20 protein-coding genes are annotated in these 22,119 nt (G+C 41.3%); 5 read left to right on the forward strand and 15 right to left on the reverse strand.

Annotation, left to right across the window (positions count from 1 at the left end; genetic code table 11):
* Positions 1–32: 32 nt before the first annotated feature.
* Positions 33–884, reverse strand: coding sequence for a translation elongation factor Ts (tsf, locus tag J7338_RS15190; protein WP_210797841.1), 852 nt, complete (start codon positions 882–884; stop codon positions 33–35).
* Between the two features lie 105 nt (positions 885–989).
* Positions 990–1,718, reverse strand: a complete 729-nt coding sequence (gene rpsB, locus J7338_RS15195) for a 30S ribosomal protein S2 (RefSeq protein ID WP_145240470.1) — start codon at positions 1,716–1,718, stop codon at positions 990–992.
* Between the two features lie 271 nt (positions 1,719–1,989).
* On the opposite strand from rpsB, the gene map reads away from it, so the two are divergent.
* The 5 genes from map to J7338_RS15220 all read left to right on the forward strand — a co-directional run bounded on the left by map (position 1,990) and on the right by J7338_RS15220 (position 8,049).
* Positions 1,990–2,775 carry a type I methionyl aminopeptidase gene (gene map / locus J7338_RS15200; RefSeq protein WP_210797842.1) on the forward strand — a complete coding sequence of 262 codons (786 nt, stop codon included), beginning with the start codon at positions 1,990–1,992 and terminating at the stop codon, positions 2,773–2,775.
* A gap of 52 nt (positions 2,776–2,827) precedes the next feature.
* Positions 2,828–5,446: a [protein-PII] uridylyltransferase gene (glnD, locus tag J7338_RS15205; RefSeq protein ID WP_210797843.1), complete on the forward strand. Its 2,619-nt coding sequence runs from the start codon at positions 2,828–2,830 to the stop codon at positions 5,444–5,446.
* Between the two features lie 9 nt (positions 5,447–5,455).
* Positions 5,456–6,283, forward strand: a complete 828-nt coding sequence (dapD, locus tag J7338_RS15210) for a 2,3,4,5-tetrahydropyridine-2,6-dicarboxylate N-succinyltransferase (protein ID WP_210797844.1) — start codon at positions 5,456–5,458, stop codon at positions 6,281–6,283.
* Between the two features lie 227 nt (positions 6,284–6,510).
* Positions 6,511–7,524 (forward strand): tetratricopeptide repeat protein, encoded by a 1,014-nt coding sequence (locus J7338_RS15215; protein ID WP_228733005.1) that lies wholly within the window; start codon positions 6,511–6,513, stop codon positions 7,522–7,524.
* A gap of 6 nt (positions 7,525–7,530) precedes the next feature.
* Positions 7,531–8,049, forward strand: a complete 519-nt coding sequence (locus J7338_RS15220) for an MFS transporter (RefSeq protein WP_210797845.1) — start codon at positions 7,531–7,533, stop codon at positions 8,047–8,049.
* Between the two features lie 241 nt (positions 8,050–8,290).
* Here J7338_RS15220 and J7338_RS15225 read toward each other — a convergent pair whose 3' ends face one another.
* From J7338_RS15225 to rbfA, 13 genes are all read right to left on the reverse strand, one after another.
* Entirely contained in the window at positions 8,291–9,319 is a 1,029-nt protein-coding gene (locus J7338_RS15225; protein WP_210797846.1) for a DUF2804 domain-containing protein, read from the reverse strand.
* A gap of 310 nt (positions 9,320–9,629) precedes the next feature.
* A complete protein-coding gene (locus J7338_RS15230) occupies positions 9,630–9,962 on the reverse strand; it encodes a Na+/H+ antiporter subunit G (protein ID WP_210797847.1) in 333 nt (110 codons plus the stop codon).
* A gap of 11 nt (positions 9,963–9,973) precedes the next feature.
* Positions 9,974–10,243 (reverse strand): K+/H+ antiporter subunit F, encoded by a 270-nt coding sequence (locus J7338_RS15235; protein ID WP_016707651.1) that lies wholly within the window; start codon positions 10,241–10,243, stop codon positions 9,974–9,976.
* On the reverse strand, positions 10,237–10,773 hold the full coding sequence (locus tag J7338_RS15240; RefSeq protein ID WP_210797848.1) for a Na+/H+ antiporter subunit E: 537 nt from the start codon (positions 10,771–10,773) through the stop codon (positions 10,237–10,239). The genes J7338_RS15235 and J7338_RS15240 overlap by 7 nt, the downstream gene beginning before the upstream one ends.
* Positions 10,773–12,290 carry a monovalent cation/H+ antiporter subunit D gene (locus J7338_RS15245; RefSeq protein ID WP_210797849.1) on the reverse strand — a complete coding sequence of 506 codons (1,518 nt, stop codon included), beginning with the start codon at positions 12,288–12,290 and terminating at the stop codon, positions 10,773–10,775. Before J7338_RS15245 ends, J7338_RS15240 begins: the two co-directional genes overlap by 1 nt.
* Positions 12,287–12,634: a Na+/H+ antiporter subunit C gene (locus J7338_RS15250; RefSeq protein ID WP_210797850.1), complete on the reverse strand. Its 348-nt coding sequence runs from the start codon at positions 12,632–12,634 to the stop codon at positions 12,287–12,289. Before J7338_RS15250 ends, J7338_RS15245 begins: the two co-directional genes overlap by 4 nt.
* A complete protein-coding gene (locus tag J7338_RS15255) occupies positions 12,634–15,426 on the reverse strand; it encodes a monovalent cation/H+ antiporter subunit A (RefSeq protein ID WP_210797851.1) in 2,793 nt (930 codons plus the stop codon). The genes J7338_RS15250 and J7338_RS15255 overlap by 1 nt, the downstream gene beginning before the upstream one ends.
* 213 nt (positions 15,427–15,639) lie before the next feature.
* Positions 15,640–16,851 (reverse strand): hypothetical protein, encoded by a 1,212-nt coding sequence (locus tag J7338_RS15260; RefSeq protein WP_210797852.1) that lies wholly within the window; start codon positions 16,849–16,851, stop codon positions 15,640–15,642.
* On the reverse strand, positions 16,835–17,713 hold the full coding sequence (nlpI, locus tag J7338_RS15265) for a lipoprotein NlpI (RefSeq protein ID WP_182718695.1): 879 nt from the start codon (positions 17,711–17,713) through the stop codon (positions 16,835–16,837). Before nlpI ends, J7338_RS15260 begins: the two co-directional genes overlap by 17 nt.
* A gap of 138 nt (positions 17,714–17,851) precedes the next feature.
* A complete protein-coding gene (gene pnp / locus J7338_RS15270) occupies positions 17,852–19,978 on the reverse strand; it encodes a polyribonucleotide nucleotidyltransferase (RefSeq protein ID WP_210797853.1) in 2,127 nt (708 codons plus the stop codon).
* A gap of 345 nt (positions 19,979–20,323) precedes the next feature.
* Positions 20,324–20,593: a 30S ribosomal protein S15 gene (rpsO, locus tag J7338_RS15275; RefSeq protein WP_016707659.1), complete on the reverse strand. Its 270-nt coding sequence runs from the start codon at positions 20,591–20,593 to the stop codon at positions 20,324–20,326.
* A 108-nt stretch (positions 20,594–20,701) separates the two neighbouring features.
* Positions 20,702–21,652 carry a tRNA pseudouridine(55) synthase TruB gene (truB, locus tag J7338_RS15280; RefSeq protein WP_210797854.1) on the reverse strand — a complete coding sequence of 317 codons (951 nt, stop codon included), beginning with the start codon at positions 21,650–21,652 and terminating at the stop codon, positions 20,702–20,704.
* Positions 21,652–22,059 (reverse strand): 30S ribosome-binding factor RbfA, encoded by a 408-nt coding sequence (gene rbfA / locus J7338_RS15285; RefSeq protein ID WP_210797855.1) that lies wholly within the window; start codon positions 22,057–22,059, stop codon positions 21,652–21,654. The genes truB and rbfA overlap by 1 nt, the downstream gene beginning before the upstream one ends.
* Positions 22,060–22,119: the final 60 nt, after the last annotated feature.

Consider the following 22,119-nt stretch of genomic DNA (forward strand, 5'->3'; position numbering starts at 1 on the left):
CTAACTCACTTTTTCGTCAAAGGAAATCGATTTTATTGACCTTTAGCAGCAGCAATCTGTGCAGCAACTTCAGCAGCAAAATCTTCAGTTTTCTTCTCGATACCTTCACCAACTTCTACACGTACGAAGCCAGTAACTGTTGCGTTTTTCTCTTTAAGAATTTCACCAACAGATTTTTTAGGTTCCATGATGAAAGCTTGACCAGTAAGAGAAACCTCACCAGTGAATTTTTTCATGCGACCAACAACCATCTTCTCAGCGATTTCAGCAGGCTTGCCTTCGTTCATCGCGATTTCGATTTGTACTTGCTTTTCTTTTTCAACAACGTCAGCAGGTACATCTTCAGGTGCTAGGTACTCTGGGTTTGAAGCAGCAACGTGCATTGCGATGTGCTTAAGTGTTTCTTCATCAGCAACACCTGCAACAACAACACCAATACGCTCACCGTGACGGTACTCAACTAGCGTTTCGCCAGCGATGTACTGTAGACGACGTACATTGATGTTTTCACCAATTTTAGTTACTAGTTCAACACGATCTTCTTCGAACTTAGCTTGTAAGTCTTCGATAGAAATCGTTTCTGCAATAGCAGCATCAGCAACTTTATTAGCAAATGCTAAGAAACTTACGTCTTTTGCTACGAAGTCAGTTTGACAGTTAACTTCAACTAGTACTGCAACACCTGCGTTTTGCTTGATGATGATAGTACCTTCAGCAGCAATGTTACCTGCTTTTTTAGCCGCTTTTGCAGCGCCACTTTTACGCATATTTTCAATCGCTAACTCGATGTCGCCATCAGTTTCAGTTAACGCTTTTTTACAATCCATCATGCCAGCGCCGGTACGCTCGCGTAATTCTTTAACTAGGGCAGTAGTTACAGCCATTAGTAAATCCTCAAATCTGAATTCAGGTTTAGATAAGCGGGTTACCCGCTCTACAAGAATAGCAAGTCTTCATCTAAAATTAGATGAAGACTTGATGACAGCTAATTACTCAGCTTCTACGAAGTCGTCTTTCTCAGCTTGAGCAACGATATTGCTCTCACGGCCTTCAGTAATTGCTGCTGCAACTGCGCCTGTGTAAAGGTTAATTGCACGGATAGCATCATCATTACCAGGTACGATGAAATCAACACCGTCTGGGTTAGAGTTAGTATCAACGATCGCAACAACTGGAATACCTAGGTTGTTAGCTTCACGGATAGCGATGTGCTCGTGGTCTGCATCGATAACGAAAAGTGCGTCAGGAAGACCACCCATGTTTTTGATACCGCCAAGGCTCTTTTCAAGCTTTTCCATTTCGCGGTTAAGCATTAACGTTTCTTTCTTAGTTAACTTCTCGAAAGTACCGTCTTGGCTTTGGATCTCAAGGTCTTTAAGACGCTTGATTGATTGACGAACTGTTTTCCAGTTAGTCAACATACCACCTAACCAACGGTGATTTACGTAATACTGATCGCTCGCGATAGCGGCTTCTTTAACCGACTCGCTTGCTGCGCGCTTAGTACCAACGAAAAGAACTTTACCTTTGTTTGACGCAGCACCAGTTAAAAACTTAAGTGCGTTGTTGAACATTGGAACAGTTTGCTCAAGGTTGATGATATGAACACGGTTACGTGCGCCGAAGATGAAAGGCTTCATCTTAGGATTCCAGTAACGTGCTTGGTGACCGAAGTGAACACCAGCTTGAAGCATGTCGCGCATTGAAACGTTTGCCATTTTGTATTTCCTCTGTTTAGTTTAGGGTTAGGCCTCCACATATCCCATAGCACCAACACCGCAGTTAAATGAAACTGAAATGCACCCAAGTGTATGTGACGATACGTGTGTGTGTTAAAATAAAATTGTGTTTGCCTTAAATACAAAAAATCAATTAAGAATTTATTTGTAAAAAGACGGCGCGCTTTATACCATATTAAAAACAAATATTCAACGTCGCGTGCAAAATTTGTGCGGCGATAAATGTGTAAAACTCGACAATGGAGCCTCCATGAGTGCTGTGATCAAGACCCCTGAAGAAATAGAGAAAATGCGTGTAGCCGGGCGCTTAGCGGCAGATGTCCTGGAAATGATAGAGTCACATGTAGTTCCCGGTGTAACCACTGATGAACTAAATACAATTTGTCATAATTATATTGTCGATGTGCAAAAGGCAATTCCTGCGCCACTAAACTACCATGGTTTTCCTAAATCAATTTGCACCTCAGTAAACCATGTAATTTGCCATGGTATTCCTAACGACAAAGCATTAAAAGATGGCGACAGTGTCAATATCGATATCACGGTTATCAAAGATGGTTACCACGGCGACACCTCAAAAATGTTTCATGTTGGCACGCCAAACATCCAAGGAAAGCGCCTTGCTGAAGTAACGCAAGAAAGCCTTTATTTAGCAATAAAAATGGTTAAACCTGGTGTGCGTTTAGGTGATATTGGTGAAGCGATACAAAAATATGCTGAGGGCTTTAATTATTCTATCGTTCGTGAATATTGCGGCCACGGTATTGGTGCAGAATTTCACGAAGAGCCACAAATTATGCATTATGGCCGCGCTGGTACTGGCGAAGCCCTAAAAGCCGGTATGTGTTTAACTATTGAACCAATGGTTAACGCGGGTAAACGCCAGTGTAAACTACTAAAAGATGACTGGACTGTGGTTACTAAAGACCGTAGTCTGTCTGCTCAGTGGGAACACACTTTATTAGTCACTGAAAAGGGTGTTGAAATTTTAACGCTTCGATCAGATGATACGATTGACCGGATCATTGAACATTAAAGACTGACTCACCTAACTTAGAGTGAATTAGTGTGCTAAGGAGCCAGCCCACGTGGCATTACCCAATAAAGTTAAAAAATTGCTCAGCGATGCTGAGCAATTAACTGATTATCGCGATTGTTCTCATTATTTTTATAAGTGGTTACAAAACGAGTTTTCAAAACAACCCGTCGGTAACTTGATTAATGCCCGGGCTGAATTTATTGACCGTCTACTGATCAAACTGTTTCATGTTTATGATTTAGCCCATGAACCTGATTTAGCCTTGATAGCCGTGGGTGGATATGGCCGCGGTGAGCTGCACCCCTATTCAGATATTGATTTTTTATTATTGGTTACCGAACAACCATCAGAGGCAATCTGTGAAAAAATAGGCCAGTTCGTTACTATGCTATGGGATCTCAATTTAGAGATTGGTCATAGTGTTCGTACCATTGAGCAAGCGATTGAGCAAAAGCGTGAAGACGTAACTTTTGCCACCAGCTTACTCGAAAGCCGCTTGCTGTTTGGTAACCATATCGAATACGAAAAACTCAAAGCGCATATTCTCGACACACCAATATGGCACTCTGACGAATTCTTTTTAGCAAAAGTAAACGAGCAACAACTACGTCATAAAAAATGTCACGGCACAGCATATAATCTCGAACCTAATATCAAAGAAAACCCCGGTGGCCTGCGAGATCTACAAACCATCATTTGGGTTGCTAAAAAGCATTTTCGGGCTGAAACCTTACAAGAGCTTATTAGCCACGGCTACCTCACTCATGAGGAATACCAAGAGCTACTTGAGTGTTTAGAAAATCTCTGGAATATCCGTTTTGCACTGCATTTAGCCGCTGGACGCTCAGAGAACCGGTTGTTATTTGATCATCAACCACTGGCCGCTGATTTACTTGGTTTTGGTAGCGATGGGAAAGCCTCTGTTGAGCGAATGATGAAGCGTTTATTTAGGATCATGAGCCGTGTTCGTGAGCTAAATCAAATGTTGTTATCATATTTTGAACAAAGCATTTTGCCGGAAAGTAACGAACAAGCAGTGGTTGAACTCGATCGTAATTTTGAACGTGCTGGCCATCAAATTAAAGTAAAAAATCCATCTGTATTTTTTCGCCGTGAACAACTGTTTGTATTATTTGAACATATTGCTGATAACCCTGAGATTACCCATATTTACCCAAGTACTATCCGTACCATTCGCCAAGTGCGACGTCGTCTTTTAGGAGATTTACAAGATTATGCCGCTTGTCGAGAAGCCTTTTTACGCTTAATTAAACACCCTAACGGCATGGGTCGTGCATTTACTTTAATGCACAAACACGGCATGTTAGCTGCGTACTTACCGCAGTGGCGTAATATTTTTGGCCAGATGCAGTTTGACTTATTTCACGCTTATACTGTGGATGAACATACTCATAAGTTGATCAACAATATTTATCAATATTTTGATAAAACAAACGTCAATGAGTTTCCTATTTGTTGTGAAATAGTCACCCGCATGGACAAGCCCGAGCTACTGTATTTAGCGGGTATCTTCCATGACATTGCCAAAGGCCGTGGTGGCGATCACTCAGAACTCGGGGCTGTTGACGCCATTGCATTTGCTAAATTACACCGTTTTTCTACTTCTGATGGTAAATTAATTGCTTGGCTTGTTAGTAATCATTTACTTATGTCTGTAACTGCACAGCGTAAAGATATTAACGACCCAGATGTGATAAAAGACTTTGCTACGCGAGTTAAAACCGAGCGACAACTTGATTACCTATATTGCTTAACGGTGGCAGACATTCGCGCTACTAATGATAATTTGTGGAATGATTGGAAGAACACCCTATTGCGTGAGTTGTATCTACATACTCAGCGTGCTTTACGGCTCGGCCTTGAAAACCCAATGGATCAGCGCGACCAAATTCGCGATAAAAAGCACCAAGCCAAACAACGCCTCATCAACAATGGTTACATTGAAGAACAAATTGATTTAATTTGGAGCCGCTTTAAAGCAAATTACTTTACTGCCTTTAGTGAACAACAGCTATCATGGCACACCGAACATTTACTAAACTGTGACGATTTAAGCCAACCCAGTGTTGCGGTATCAAATACAGCCATGCACGGCGGTACCCAAGTATTTGTCTACAGCCCCTACTCCGGTGCTTTATTTGCCCGTTTGGTCAGTGTGATTGGCTCTAAAAAAGCGCAAATTCAACACGCCCAAGTACTCACCACTCGCGACGGCTATGTGCTGTTTAGCTTTGTAGTACTTGAAGTCAGTGGTGACCCGATTGCCAGCGCTCAAGCGCAGTCAATCAAACGCGGCCTTGATCAAGCACTTGCCGATCCGAAAAAGAAAATTCGCTTTAAAAAGAATCGCTCACAACGCTTTAAAGATTTTAATATTAAGCCAAAAATCATCTTGCGCCCTCACCCGCGTAAAGATCGCAGCTTAATCGAAATTCAAGCGGTAGATATCCCTGGTTTATTAACCAAAATAGCCGAAGTGTTTCAAGCCCACTTATTACATATACACGCCGCGCGGATCACCACTGTAGGTGAACGTGCAGAAGATTTCTTCGTGGTATCGAATAACGAATACCAAGCCCTTACCGATGAAGAACAAGCAAAAATTCATCAAGCATTGCGTAAAAAACTCAACGCAGAAACCGAATAAGAGGATCTTATGTCAGATTTAAAAACCACCATTGAAAACGCCTGGGATAACCGCGATAACATCAGCCCAAGCACAGTATCTAGTGATGTAAAACAAGCCATCATCGATGTACTTGAGCTACTTGATAGTGGTGCAGCCCGGGTTGCTGAAAAAATCAGTGGTGAATGGGTCGTCCACCAATGGCTTAAAAAAGCAGTTTTATTATCATTTCGCATTCGCGATAACCAACCAATGAACGACGGCGTAAACCAATTTTACGACAAAGTACCGCTGAAATTTAGCGACTATACGCCGGAACAATTTCAGCAAGGTGGCATGCGCGTAGTACCAAACGCCGTTGCCCGCAAAGGCAGCTTCGTCGGTAAAAACGTCGTATTAATGCCTTCTTATGTAAACATTGGTGCTTACGTTGATGATGGCACTATGGTTGATACATGGGCAACAGTGGGCTCATGTGCACAAATTGGTAAGAACGTACACTTATCAGGAGGTGTTGGCATAGGTGGCGTTTTAGAGCCGTTACAAGCGAATCCGACTATCATCGAAGACAACTGCTTTATTGGCGCACGTTCAGAAATTGTTGAAGGCGTTATTGTTGAAGAAGGTGCCGTTATTTCGATGGGTGTGTACATCAGTCAAAGCACGCGTATCTATGACCGTGAAACCGGCGAAATCCATTACGGCCGCGTACCAGCTGGTGCTGTTGTAGTGCCTGGCGCATTACCGTCAAAAGATGGTAGCCACAGTCTGTACGCAGCAATTATCGTGAAAAAAGTGGATCAACAAACCCGCGAAAAAGTGGGAATTAATGCCTTATTGAGATCGATAGACGAATAGTAAAAAGCTGTAAATTTTTAAGCTGATTTGCATTAACAGTAAATAAATGAAGGCCCTAAACCTGTACAGATTTAGGGCTTTTGAGCTGTGTTATTTTCGCTTTTATAGATAAATATTACCATTAGATACAATATGACTAAAAGAACTTAATATGGATTATTAACTTTGATTTGTCTGACTGCGACAACTATAATTATCAATCATATTATTAAGTAATTGAGATCAAGTTGTTACGGCTTTTCGTTATATTTTGGTTCCTGTTACTTGGTTTTCAGCAAGCTTTTGCTACTGAACTAAGCACTTTTGAAAATAAGTTAAACGAAGCTGAAGACTACCTTGTGGTCAACCCAGCACAATCTATTATTATTCTTGAAAATCTTGACGATATCGATAAAGTTTCACCTGAGTTATTTATTCGGTGGCATCTTATTAACGCCCGAGCAGCCGTTCCGACCAGCCAATTTTACCGTCTTCATCAGTCTGTAGATGCGATATTTAGTCAGCAGCAAGCCCCTTATTTCAAAAAGAAAATAACGTCTATTATGAGTGCATTAGGTATTTGGCTCCGCTATGCGGAGTATTTAGATGATGCGCAACTAAGTTTTCAATGTGGTTATAAATACGCTGCAAATGATCGTCAACGCTTGACGCTTACCAACAGTATGGCACTTGTCGCTATGGCACAAAATAACAATGACGAAGCGCGTAACCTATATGCCGAAAGCTATAATTTCACGGTGCGTTTAAACCTCCCTAACGTTGTCGCCATGATAGAAAGTAACCTGGGCTATTTGGCACTTGATGAGAATAAAATCCCAGAAGCTGAACATTATTTTCGTAGTGCCTTAAGCCGTTATCAAATTATTGACAAACGTGCAGGGCAAATTTCTGCAGGATTAAATTTGTTAATGGTATTTTTGATTCAAGATCAAACAATAAACTTTGAAAGGTTATACGGACCCACATCTACTTTAACCCATGCCTTTCCCAATGAGGCTAAACAAGCTTTATTACTGTGGCTGGAAATGCGTTTTAAAAAACTTAAAGGAAATTATGTTAGCCGAAAAGACATAGCACAATTGCAAATAGCTTACGAGCAATTAGAAAGCGATCAAATGAAAACCTTTGTACACCGTTACTTTGCTAAAAAGCTCGAAGTCCCTATCGTACCACCAAAGAAAATCCTCCCTAAAAAGTTTACTCGTTCTTGGTTTAAGTTAGTTAAAAAATGTCAGTGGTAATTGTTGGTGACACTTTACAACACTTCCCTTTTTTCTTATTACCAACTGGGCGGATTTAATTTCGCAGCGCTGGGGTTCACGCCTGAGCAATTTGGTTACAGTGGGATTTTTTTGGGACTTGGCTCACTGCTGGGGAGTTATCTTAACAACGGCTTGCTGGCGAAGCATGTGTCGCAGCATTTGCTGTTGCAAGCTGCCGCGACTTTACTCACGTTGGGTGCTGTCGGTGTTTACCTAATACAAGATTCGATTTGGTTTATCGCGCCAATGATGATCGTCGTGATGGCTTTCGCCATTGCGATCCCCAATGTACTCAGTATGGCTTTAAGTGACTACAAACACCAAGTAGGGAGTGCCGCAGCGCTATTTGGACTTATTTATTACCTTTTGATTGGCAATGGTTTGGGACTGGCCGGTGCAGCTCAAAATCTAGGTTTGGTCTTGATTGCTTGTGGCGTTGGTACATTAGTCGTTACATTATCACGCAGTGCATTAAGCACTATAGTCGTTAAACAAATCGATTGAATTTAGTGACGCGGCAACGAGCTGATCTTGGGATAGATGTTAAGTTCATTTTTAAACGATAGTCAGGTTATACCAATCGTGTTAAGTTACTGACCATTTATAGCCACAGATAAATGGAGTGATAACAAGGCATAAATTTTGACATGCAGTTGTTCTACTTGAAAAAATTATAACGCAGTTAGCGCTTTATTTAGCTCGCTAGAATGGTTAAATATTTAAGTCGATTGGTATTAAGTACTCTTTACCACTTCGCATAGTGGTCTTCGGTAAATCCCCATTCGCCGTTAAGTGTGATAACTTCGTCTGCAAGAGTTATTTCACCATAGTAACGGCCGAAGTGTTGAGTGAAGTTAGTCGCGATAATAATTAAGTTGGTTTTATCTTGGCGTTTACCTGCGGGTTCGAAGTATAAATTGATGATACCGTCGTTTGAACGCAGCCGCCATTTACTCGTTGCTTTAGCATTACCATAGCGCTCAAATTGAAAATCGACCATATCAATTTTATAAAGCGTGCCATCGAGCCACAAGGCGTTTTCGGTAAAACCTGTTTCAATAACCCCCGCACTTAAATTTAAACCTAAGCGGCGGCCATCGGCTAATGTGCAGGCTAAACTCCCCCAGTTCCAAAAGGTTTCGCGACGCATGAAACCCGCGCTCCAATCAACACTTGCCAGTACTTTAAGCTCTTCAAATACATATTTGTTACCACGCCACTGAAGTGTTCCAGTACAGGGTAATGCGGCAGTTTTTTGGGTAAAATGAAAGCCTGTAAAACCGGCACGAACACACACCGCAAGCGGGTTATAATTTATCGATTCATCAATACAGGCACTAATTTTCAGCCCGGACTTTAAATTTACCTCTACCGAGCGTATTTGCGGCTTAGCGGTTGTATTAATAGTTACGCTGTTACGCCCTTTTCGAAAAGTCGCTTGCCCGGTGTTTGGTGTGCTATCAATACACGTATTTAAAGCCAGTAAGCTGATAAAACTGACTTCATCGAATTCTGTCGTTTGTGGGTCGTATACATATACAAAACAGTGACTCGCAATTTTTAAATCAACAATCGCTAAACCAATAATTAACTGCTCACAACTCAAACTAATAAATTGAAATTGATTAAAGCTTAACTTTTTAAAAAGCGAACTTCTGGATTTACCCATAGTACTACGCAGGTCAAAACCCAAGTAATTGATGTCATCTACTCCATCTGGAAAAATACCAAAGTCGACTTGTCCATCTTGGTCGATCAACTCTTTTTTAGCCATATAAAAAGCTTCCTTTAGTATCTAAAATACAATCATTCGCTTATTAACCTCGTACAGTAAACCTACAAACGCAAATAATATAAATTTATCATGCTGATATTAAATTTAGCTCAGAGCAACTTAAAGCTTACCGTTTAAAACTTAACACATTACAGCCAAATCCACTGATATCTATTGGTTTAATTTGTTCGCCTTTACCACTGTGATCGTCATGCTTGATGATAGGTTTGAGTGTACAAATAAAAATCGTGAATAAAAAGCCCGTTAAAGTAACTTAACGGGCTGATATTAATCTTCAATCTTCAAAAAATTAATCGTCTTCGATGTTATCCAAACCTTTGGTGCCATCCTTAGCTTTTAGTTTATGGTGTATTGCTGATTTTATTAGCATGTAACCGCTGATCGGTGCGGTGATCAATAAGAAAATTGAGATCAATAATTCTTTGACACTAACGCCATCTTGCGTGTTACTAAAAAATACCATCGCGGCGATTAGCATTCCAGCCATGCCAAGGGTTGTTGCTTTTGTAGGACCATGCAGACGCATAAAAAAGTCCGGCATTTTGATAAGGCCTATCGAGCCTATTAATATAAATACACCACCGATTAATAATAATATAGAAACTATCCATTCACTGATCATGTTATTACCCTTTATTCGATGATGTCGCCACGTAACAAGTACTTACATACCGCTACTGTACTTACAAAGCCAAGCATCGCGATTAACAGTGCAGCTTCAAAATACAATCCTGTGCCCATACTCATGCCGTATAAAATAATTAACGCTATGGTATTAATATACATAGTATCTAGCGCTAAAATGCGATCAGGTACCGAAGGGCCGACCACCAAACGCCATAAGTTCAGCAGTAGCGATAAACCAATCATGGCAAAAACAATTAAAAAGACTGTTTCTAACATTGAAATATCTCCTTAAGTGGTGCTTCGTAACGTTGTTTAATGGTGTCGATCAACGCTTGCTCGTCATCTAAATCTAATACATGAATAAGCAAATAACGCTGCGTTGGTTGCTCCCCTTCAGCGAGAGATTCAGGTATCGGGTATACCTCAGCACTTACGGTGCCCGGTGTAAGCGACACTGTGCTTGCCAAAATAGTGATAGGCATGGCATGACTGAGCTCTATTGGTACTTTTACAAATGCGGGACGCAGTTTTTTAACTGGCCCTAAGATAAGCAATGCGACTTGCATATTGGCGGTAATAATATCGTACATCACGATAATTAACTGCTTTAGCGCTAAACCGGGCTTAATAATAAGCGGTTGCGGTTCACGAAATGGAAAACTGACTAAAGGAATTAAAATAGCGAATATCACAGCCAACACTATATGACCAACCGATACGCTGTTATTAAGTAGCAGCCATACGACAAACAATAATGCACTGCGAAAAGGTGTTGCTAACCAACGAAAACGTGATTCTAAACGCATTATAAGCCCCCTCCAAGTACCGCATTAATACCACCGGTAATATTATGCAATTGCGTAGCAGCAGCAATCATATATTCACTTACTGCGCCGCCAAAGATCACTAACAAAGGCGAACAAACTAATAAAGCAATTATTGCTGTGACCTGCAATGGATGTGCTTTTACTCCTTCAGTCGGTTCACTGTCTTGGTGTTTTCGTTCCCAAAATAAGGTAGTACCTGCTCGAGATAATGCGACCAATAATGCAAAGCTGGCAAGCAAGTAAACTGGCCAAAATAGTAATGCTTTTTCGCTATCTAAGGTGGTTTTTAAAATCCATACTTTACCAACAAACCCTGACAGTGGGGGCATGCCGACTACAGCTAAAGCAGCAATAATAAAGCACGTGCCTAATAAATATGGTTGCGCTACGCCGCGTCCTGACGCTAAACGATCTGCAACCTTACCACGCTGATGAGCAATCAGGTCGGCCACTAAAAATAAAGCCGCGCACACTAAGGTTGAATGCACTAAGTAATACAACAGCGCCGCTGTGGCATTCACGTTTTGTAATGCAACTAAGGCCACTAACGTCCCCACCGATACAATCACTAAATTAGCAGTAAGCTTGCGTAAATCTTGCGCGGCAACAACACCAATGGAGCCAACTATAATAGTTGCAACGGCCAAGCCCCACAACCAAGGTTGTGCCATGTGTGCAAGTTGCCCTGCTTCATCACCAAAGATAACGGTATAGACACGCAGCATGGCGTATACACCCACTTTAGTCATAATTGCGAATAACGCCGCCACCACAGGCATTGCACTCGCGTAAGTATTAGGTAACCACAAGTGCAGCGGTAACAATGCGCCTTTTAGCGCAAAAACAACCATCAGTAACAACCCACCAATTTTTGCAAGGTAGACGTCATCGCCCTGTAACTGCGACACTTTTTGTGCCATATCGGCAATATTCAACGTGCCTAAGACACCATATAAAATACCCAGTGCAATCAAAAACACACTCGAACCAATCAAGTTTAAACTCACGTATTGAATGGCTGATCGTGTTTTGTGTTTATCGCCGTTATGCATTAGTAATGAGTAGGAAGCAATTAACAGCACTTCAAAAAATACAAACAGGTTGAATAAATCCCCCGTTAAAAACGCACCGTTAACGCCCAGTACCAAAAAGTGTACTAATGGATGAAAAAAGCCCCCTTTTTCATCATCCCCCATACAGCTGTATACAGTAACAGCCAAACCTAAAAATGACGTTAATAACACCAGCAGAACTGACACTAAATCAGCAACCAACACGATCCCAAATGGCGCTTGCCAGTCGCCGATGGCATACACAATAATGCCTGACTGGAAAACTTGCCATAATAATAGCGCACTAACTAAGGTGCTTAATAATGCCATGACTACAGAGGCAACACGACGAATAGGAATACTTTTCCCACAAGGGGGTAGCAGTAAAATAATGCCGGCAAGCATAGGTAGTAAAATTGGCCAAGAAGCTAGATGCTGGATCATTTGTGCTCCTTGTGTTCAACTTTACCTAAGTGACCATCTACATGATCATTGCCTAAATCAGCACGACCACGAATGGCCAAAATCACCACAAAGGCAGTCATTGCAAAACCAATTACAATAGCAGTCAAAACTAAAGCTTGCGGTAGCGGATCTGCATAGTCAGTGCCAGTACCAAGCACGACGGCTTTATTAATAGTTAAGCGCCCTGCAGAGAATAAAAATAAGTTCACTGCGTATGACAGCATCGTTAACCCTAATACTACCGGAAAAGTCCGTGCTCTTAGGATCAAGTACACCCCACAAGTCACTAATACACCAACGCATGATGCGTATAACAGTTCCATTAAATATTTACCTCTTTTTTAGGTGTATCTGCGGTTAACTTACCTAGGCTTGCGAGTATCATTAAGGTCGCGCCGACTACGGTCATGTAAACACCTAAATCAAATACGATGGCACTGGCCAATTCCACTTTGCCGATAAATGGCACATCAAAATATTCAAACCAGGTGGTTAAAAACGGTCGTCCAAATGCCCAACTTCCTAGCCCTGTTAACATTGCAATGGCGATACCCGAGGCAATAATCTTTCGATAGTTCACATCAAAGCGCTCAGAGATCCAAATTGAGCCATGAGCCATATATTGCAAAATAAAGGCAATTGCAGTGACTAACCCAGCAATAAACCCCCCACCAGGTAAGTTATGACCGCGTAAGAAGATATACGCAGAGACTAATAACGCTAATGGCAATAAACTTTGTGAAATACTGGCTAATAACAGTGGATAACGTTCTCGCGCCCAAGGGCGACCTTCACTGTCGCTGGCTGGCATAAACAATGGTAGGTTAGTTAATACTTTATAAATACCTAACGCTGCAATACCCAGTACCGTGATTTCCCCTAGGGTATCAAAGCCCCTGAAATCAACCAAAATAACGTTTACCACATTGGTGCCGCCTCCGCCAGTTTTTGCATTGGCGATAAAGAAATCTGAAATTGACTCAAGCGGGCGCGTTAATAATGCATAACAAATACTGGCAATAACCACCCCCACTGCTGAAGCAATCCCTAAATCACGTAAAATACGTAATGAACTCGACTCTTTAGGGGTGCGTTGCGGCAAGAAAAATAATGCCAGCATTAATAAAATAACTGTCACTACCTCTACGGTTAACTGAGTAAGCGCTAAATCGGGCGCTGAAAAGCGTGTAAATGCTACTGAAACCATTAACCCTACGATTGATATCATCAATAACGATACCATCCTTGAACGATGCCAAATCAAAGTACTAATGGCACCGATGATCATTAAACCTGCACCAATGGCATTATGAAAATCGATGGGTGTACGCGGTGCAGTACCCGCCAAAGCGTTCATTTCAAACAATGGCCAACCAGCACACAGTAATACCACCCCTAACATCACAACAATGTAACGTTGCAGAGAACCATTTTCGGTGCTGCTGATTTTTGCTTGACTCCACTTAATGATCGTATAGACAAATCGCTCAAAAGTCTTTTTAGCATTTAATGGAGGTAGTGATGCTTGGAACTTAAATAGATGTTTACGCTGAATATATATAAATACACCGCCCACGACAGCCATTGCACTCATAAGCAATGGTAAATTAAAGCCATGCCAAATTGACAGTTTAAACTGTGGTGTCGCTTCCCCAAGAACTGCTAGCGACGCTGCTGACAAAATACCATCCACCACAAAGTTTGGAAACATACCGACTAATAAGCACAACACAACCAGTATTTCGATTGGCACGCGCATATAACGTGGGGGCTCATGCGGTGTTTTTGGTAAATTGATTGGGTCGCCATTAAAGAATACATCGTGAATAAAGCGTGCCGAATATGCCACAGAAAAAGCAGCCGCTAGAGTTGCTAATACAGGAATAAGCCACGACATAGAACCAAGTATTTGTTGATGCAAGGTTTCAGCAAAAAACATTTCTTTTGACAAGAAGCCATTTAATAGCGGCACCCCAGCCATTGCCGCAGCGGCAACCATTGCCAGTGTGGCTGTATAGGGCATAAATCGCCACATACCATTGAGCTTGCGCATATCTCGCGTACCAGTTTCATGGTCAATAATGCCGGTGGCCATAAACAATGACGCTTTAAACGTTGCATGGTTAATAATATGAAATATTGCCGCTACGGTGGCAAGTTCAGTATCTAACCCAAGTAATAAAGTGATCAAACCTAGATGGCTAATAGTTGAATACGCCAGCAGCCCTTTTAAATCATGCTTAAATAAAGCAATATAAGCGCCAACCAATAGCGTTGTTAAGCCGGTCATGGCAACCAAAATAAACCAGGTATCTGTTCCAGCTAATGCTGGATAAAAACGTGCTAGTAAGAAGATACCTGCTTTTACCATAGTCGCTGAATGCAAATAAGCACTCACTGGCGTAGGGGCCGCCATTGCATGGGGTAACCAAAAATGAAATGGGAATTGAGCTGATTTAGTAAATGCGCCAAGCAATACCAACACTAATGCAACTTCATATAAGTCATGCGATTGGATCAATATTTTGCTAGCTAAAATAACATCTAAATCATAGCTACCAACAATATCACCGAGCAGTAATAAGCCACCTAGCAGAGCCAATCCACCGGCTCCTGTGACTGCTAATGCCATACGTGCCCCTTTGCGAGCTTCTGATTTATGCCACCAAAAACTGATTAACAAAAATGAGCTGATACTGGTTAATTCCCAAAAAAGCCATAGTTGAATCACGTTATTCGACATAACAATACCGAGCATTGCAGTCATAAACAGCATTAAGTAACAGTATAATTTTGGCATCGAGTCATTATTACTTAAGTAATAGCGGGTATAAAAAATAACCAGCAACCCGATCCCTAAGATCATAAAGATAAACAATAAGCTTAAGCCATCTAAGCGAAAAGCAAGCTCCATACCCAAAGCTGGGATCCATTGTGTGGTAAAGCGAATAGTTTCACCCGCTAAAACCGCTGGCGTGTGATAAATCGCAATTGCTAAAGCGCATAAGGGCGCTAGCATAGTTAAGCTCGTCGATTGATTACGAGTCAATTTGCCGGTGCAGGAAGAAATAACACTGCCAATTAAGGATAACAGGGGTATCCAGAGCAAAGTCATAGAGAGAAACCTTTTGAAGTCATAAGAGTATCAATACACTGCTAGTTAGTTTTAGTTTAGTACTGGTCATTTCGGATGGTTTTAATTTTAGCTTCAATAAACGCTTTATAGATATATAGTTATACTGATCAGGGAGGATTTTGTCTATAGTAAGCTCTCCTACCTGCTGTTATTTTGTACTATTTTAGTGCTGACAGCATATTATTTACAACTTTATCCCTCAATATTTTTTTTTGTCATTTTGTTTATAAAGTTCATAGGTGCTTTAAATTGCTGAAAATAGTCGCTAAATCGTAGTGGTTGATAGGTCGGATCAGTAATATGTTGCAACCATAATTGTTGATAACGCACTGACAAAGGGATTTGTTGATATTGCATAATTGACCAGTTATGACTTGGTTTATATGCTTTAATTGGTGTTTGACAGCTATCACTTAGCTGCCAACCAGCCGGTGGTGTAAGATCATTAGCAATAAAAAGGTTCGGCGCCACCAAGCCTTTTTGATTACATAGCCACCCCTGCTTCGCTGCGGGTAACGGATACTCATCTTCAAAGCCGTTAAAGTGCATCAACTCATGTAAAAATAAACCGTAATAACTCGCCGAGTTTAAGTGCATTATGCCACCTTGCACATTGCCTGAACCCGTTGCGGTCATCATCACTATAAAATCAAAGCCCGTTGGCCAAGCTTTATTTTGAGCTAAAGGCTGCCAATCACATTTAGCGGCATATTGTGGCTGTTGTTGGCAGTTTATGGAATCCCCTAAATAAATAGGTTCACTAAAACAAAAGCTATCGGAGCTCGGTTGGGGCTGTTGTTGATAACGAATTTTAAATGCATTAAGTTTTGCTAAACCTTGGCGATGATCTGTCATCATCAACACATTAAACTGACACTGCGGTTGCGCTTGTAGCTGTGAAAAGGATAATAAAAATCCCTCATGACTGGCAAAGCTTTGGTCAATACTCGCCGGTGTGGCGCCATGGTGTAATTTTAATTGTTCTGCCGCATGACTTGCAGGCAACAGGTGTTGCTCTGCCAGTGATGTTAAATCATCCCAACGTTCTGATTGCAGTAACAATGCACTGAGTCTGCGGCGTTTATCAACACTTTGCTGAGCCACGCTAACACGCCAAAAAGGTAAAGCCGATTGTGCCAGATCATTTGTTAGTAACCGCAGTGCCCAAGCAAATTGTGCATCCGTAACAGCATTTATAGCTAATAAGTATAAGGTAGCATCAGTCAATGAATTAAGCTGAGTATTAAAATCGTCAATAAAACGATAATAACTAATAAGAATAGAATCTGGGGTATGTTTTACATGCCAAAAGGCAATATCGCGATGCTGATTAACTGAGCTTGGTAAATATCCCAAACTCAGCATAACAACAACGCTAATAAATAATTTAACTGTCGTTTTCACCAGCCATTAACTCAAGCTCTAAACGGGCATATTTATATTCCACAAACTCATGCACATTGGTGGCAAGTGCCAAACGAAAGAAATCTGCGGCTTGATAATCAAGCCCTTTAGCTTGATATATTTTAGCTAAATAAAAGTAAGCTTCGCATAGCCGCTGCGCATATTCTTGTTCAGTTTTAACACCATCAGCAAGACTTGTTAAAAAGCTCTGTTCGCTCATATCGCCCAAATAAAGTGATATTAAACTATACGCCCATTGGCTATCATCCAGCCCTTGTGCGTTGCTTTTTAAGTTTGCTAAAGCTTGCACAGGATCAGCGCTTGCTTGCGCTAGATAAAGCCATAATACCCGGTAAGGATCACTTGGCGAACGTGATAAAAACTCTTTAAGATCAGCCGCTGCAAGATTTGCTCTATCGCCATAGTAAAGAGCAATACCACGATTTAAGTAGGCATATTCGTGTTGCTCATTGAGTTCTAATGCTGAATCAAAAAATTCATAAGCTTTTTCAAATTGTTGCATCAAGGTATGGTGAATACCTAAAAAGTTATACACTTCGGCTAAATCGGGCTTCAATTGCACAGCACGATTAAAATCAATCCGCGCCAAAGTAGACATACCTAAACTATCAAATAATACGCCACGGTCATAAAATAATTTTGCTTGTTGATCTGGCGCTAGATCCGCACGATTTAATAATTCAGAATAACGAGCTATCGCTATTTCACTACGAAAATCAGACGCTAAAGGCGCAGTGAAAGGCACATTCACAATCGCAGTCGGTTGTGCTTGCGAAGTAGATTGACAGGCGCTTAAAGACAGAATAGCAAACGATGCCAAGGCTATGTGTTTAAGTATCATTAAAATCCTTTATACCAAGATAAGTAGCAAACTGATAGGACAAGTGCTATCCACAGAGGTTTCATTAAAGCATAAAAAAAGAGGCTATACAGCCCCTTTTTATATTATCCAGAGAATATCTGGATTAAATATCAACAATTAAGCGTCAGTTGGTACATCAGCTTCGGCAGCTGCTGATTCCATTGCTTCTTTGATACTTAAACGTACGCGGCCTTGACGGTCTACTTCTAGTACTTTAACTTTAACTTCTTGACCTTCAGATAGGTGATCTGTCACGTTATTTACGCGCTCAGTGCTGATCTGAGAGATATGTACTAGGCCATCTTTACCAGGAAGAATGTTTACAAACGCACCGAAATCAACGATACGTACAACTTTACCTTCGTAGATAGTACCTACTTCTAGTTCAGCTGTTAATTGCTCAATGCGGCTGATTGCATTTGCTGCGCTTTCACCGTCTGTTGCTGCAATTTTGATTGTACCGTCGTCACCGATTTCAATCGTAGTACCTGTTTCTTCAGTAAGTTGACGAATAGTTGCGCCGCCTTTACCGATAACTTCTGCGATTTTCTTCTGTGGTATCTTCATAGTGTAGATACGTGGAGCAAACATTGAAAGCTCTTCAGATGGAGCAGAAATCGCTTCATCCATCACACCTAAGATGTGTAAACGTGCAGCTTTTGCTTGTTTAAGCGCAATTTGCATGATTTCTTGAGTGATACCTTCAATCTTGATATCCATCTGTAGTGCAGTGATACCTGCAGCAGTACCAGCTACTTTAAAGTCCATGTCACCTAAGTGATCTTCATCACCTAAGATGTCAGAAAGAACTACGAATTTTTCGTCTTCTTTAACTAGACCCATCGCGATACCCGCAACAGACGCTTTAATTGGCACACCCGCATTCATAAGTGCAAGTGAAGTACCACATACTGATGCCATTGAAGATGAACCATTTGATTCAGTGATCTCAGATACAACACGGATTGAGTAAGGGAACTCAGTCAATGTAGGCATTACAGCTTGGATACCGCGCTTAGCTAGGTTACCGTGGCCGATTTCACGACGCTTAGGAGAACCTACAAAACCAGTTTCACCTACGCAGAACGGAGGGAAGTTATAGTTAAGCATAAAGTGGTTTTTATGTGTCCCAGTTAAATCATCGATTAACTGTGAATCACGTTCTGTACCAAGTGTAGCTGTTACAAGTGCTTGTGTTTCACCACGCGTAAAGATTGCAGAACCGTGAGTACGTGGTAATACGCCAGTCATTACGTCAAGTGCACGGATCATATCTGGTTCACGACCATCGATACGTTTTTCGCCAGCAGTGATGCGCCCACGTACGATTTTCTTCTCAAGAGAACCAAATACTTTGCCAACTTCTTGCTTATCTAGTGACTCGCCTTCAACAAGCTCAGCTGTTAATACAGCAACAACTTCGTCTTTAGCTACGCCAAGTGCTTCTTTACGAGCCACTTTATCAGTGATGCGGTAAGCTTCGCCTACTTTATCAGCTGCGATTGCTGCTACTTTATCTTCTAAAGCAACGTTCTTTTCAGGTGCTGCCCAATCCCATGTAGGCTTGCCAGCTTCTGCTTTGAATTCGTTAATTGCGTTGATGATAGCTTGAGATTGCTCATGACCATATACAACCGCACCTAGCATAACGTCTTCTGCAAGTACGTCAGCTTCTGATTCAACCATAAGTACTGCGTTATCAGTACCAGCAACAACTAAATCAAGTTGGCTTTCTTCAAGCTCTTTTAGCGTTGGGTTAAGTACGTATTCGCCGTTGATGTAACCAACGCGCGCTGCACCAATTGGACCACTGAATGGGATACCAGAGATAGCAAGTGCTGCTGAAGTACCGATCATCGCAACCATATCAGGTTGAATTTCAGGGTTAACAGAAACAACAGTAGCAATAACTTGTACTTCGTTTACAAAACCATTTGGGAAAAGTGGACGAATTGGACGGTCAATTAGACGTGCAATAAGTGTTTCACCGTCGTTAGGACGACCTTCACGCTTTAAGAAACCACCAGGGATACGACCTGCAGCGTACATACGCTCTTGGTAGTTAACTGTTAGTGGGAAAAAATCTTGGCCAGGTTGTGCTTCACGCTTACCAACAACAGTAACTAATACTGATGTGTCGCCAATACTTGCTAGTACTGCGCCGTCTGCTTGACGAGCGATTGCACCGGTTTCTAGGGTAACTGTATGTTGACCTAGTTGAAATTCTTTAATAATTGCTTGCACTTAAAATGTTCCTTAAATGTGTTCTAATAAGTTGCCATCAAAGTACCAATTACAGTACATAATTGTATTCAGTTGGAAATCAATTAAGTACTACAATTGGCAATGATGTGAATAAGCGTAGATAAACCTTTTTATCTACGCGCATAGTATATACCAAAGCAAGCGTAAAATGCGAGTCCACGACTTAGATAAAACTAACCACATCAGACTCTTTGCGCTATCTAGTTTAACTGTACTGATTTATGGGGATTTTATTCGATTATTCAAGTAGTTTAATTATTAGTCAAAAGGAATTTCAGGCACAAAAAAAGGAGCTATAAAGCTCCTTTTTATGTAATCTAGTTCTTAGCGACGTAGGCCAAGTTCTTGGATTAACGCAGTATAACGTGCAATGTCTTTACCTTTAAGGTAATCAAGCAGTTTACGGCGAGTGCTTACTTTACGAAGCAGACCACGACGTGAGTGGAAGTCATGCTTGTGATCAGCAAAGTGACCTTGAAGCTTGTTGATATCAAAAGTAAGAAGTGCAACTTGTACTTCAGGTGAACCAGTGTCGCCTTCTGCACGTGCGAATTTTGCAATGATATCGATCTTTTCTTGATTGCTTAGTGACATAGTAACTCCAAAAATAAAATTTAAAAGGTGTCTTAGCCGATCACTAATTCAGCCAAAACGATTAGCGGGCGTATTCTACCAGCTACGGCAATAACTACAAGCTAAACTTTACGCTGTTGTTTCTTGCTGATTTGATAAGCCGCGTTTTGACTTTAAATGGCCATCAGGATTACGTTCACCTGTGCCAATAAACACACCATCAGCAAGCACTTTGATTGCTCCTTCTGGCAGTTCAATATCAAGTACAACCGCCTGACCATGGCTAAAAGAACTACCTTGCTCTTTACTGAGCTCAACCACAGGTAAACCAACTAATGCGGTATCCATTGGCAGTAATAGTTCATCAAGATAAGTCGAAGGCGTGAGCTCTTCTTGTTTCGCTTTAACTAATAACGCTTCTAACTGCTCAAGTGACACCATTTTGTCAGCAGGGTAATGCCCTACCGCACTGCGATGCAACATGATCACATGCGCGCCACAACCCAGGTTTTCGCCTAAGTCATCGACGATAGTACGAATATAAGTACCTTTTGAAACATGGGCGGTCATTTGCACTTCGTTATTAGCTTCATCGAACTCATCTAGTGTTAAACTAAATACATTGATTTTTCTGCACTTGCGAGGAACTTCAATGCCTTCACGCGCATATTTATACAGAGGTTTGCCTTCATACTTAAGCGCTGAGTACATTGACGGATATTGGTCTGACTCACCTAAAAACTTAGCAATTTCTTGCTCAAGTAGGTCTTTGGTAATGTTCACATCACGCGTTTCTACTACTTCGCCATCAGAATCTGAAGTGGTAGTACGTTCCCCCAATTTTGCTCGCACAACATAAGTTTTATCTGTATCGAGTAAAAACTGGGTAAACTTTGTGGCTTCACCAAAACAAATTGGTAGCATGCCAGTCGCAAGCGGATCAAGCGCCCCGGTGTGCCCCGCTTTTTGCGCAAAATATATACCTTTCGCTTGCTGTAATGCCTTATTTGATGAAATGCCTTCTGGTTTGTTTAACAACAAAATACCATCAACTGGACGGCCTTTACTGCGTCTTGCCATTAGTCTTTAGTGCCTTCTTCGCTGTTGTTTTCGTCATCTACATGCTTGGCATTATCTTCACGAATGATAGAGTCCACTAAGTTAGAGATACGCATCCCTTCCATCAGTGAATTATCAACCACAAACTTAAGCTCTGGCATAATACGGGCGCGAATACGCTTACCAAGTAATGAGCGGATATAACCAGTTGCTTCATTTAATACTTTAGCGCTTTGCTTTGCTGCATCTTCATCTTGGGTGTTAAACACTGTAATAAAGATTTTTGCGTAAGATAAATCACGTGATACTTCAACAGCCGAGACTGTCACCATACCTAAACGTGGATCTTTAATTTCACGTTGCAAAATAACAGCAATCTCTTTTTGGATTTGCTGAGCAACACGATCTGTACGAGAAAACTCTCTCATTATACTCTACTCTAAATTTATAACTCATTGAGAAATATAAATAAGTTATTTAAATAATGA

The sequence above is a fragment of the Pseudoalteromonas ostreae genome (assembly GCF_018069805.1).
Taxonomy (GTDB): Bacteria; Pseudomonadota; Gammaproteobacteria; order Enterobacterales; family Alteromonadaceae; genus Pseudoalteromonas; species Pseudoalteromonas ostreae.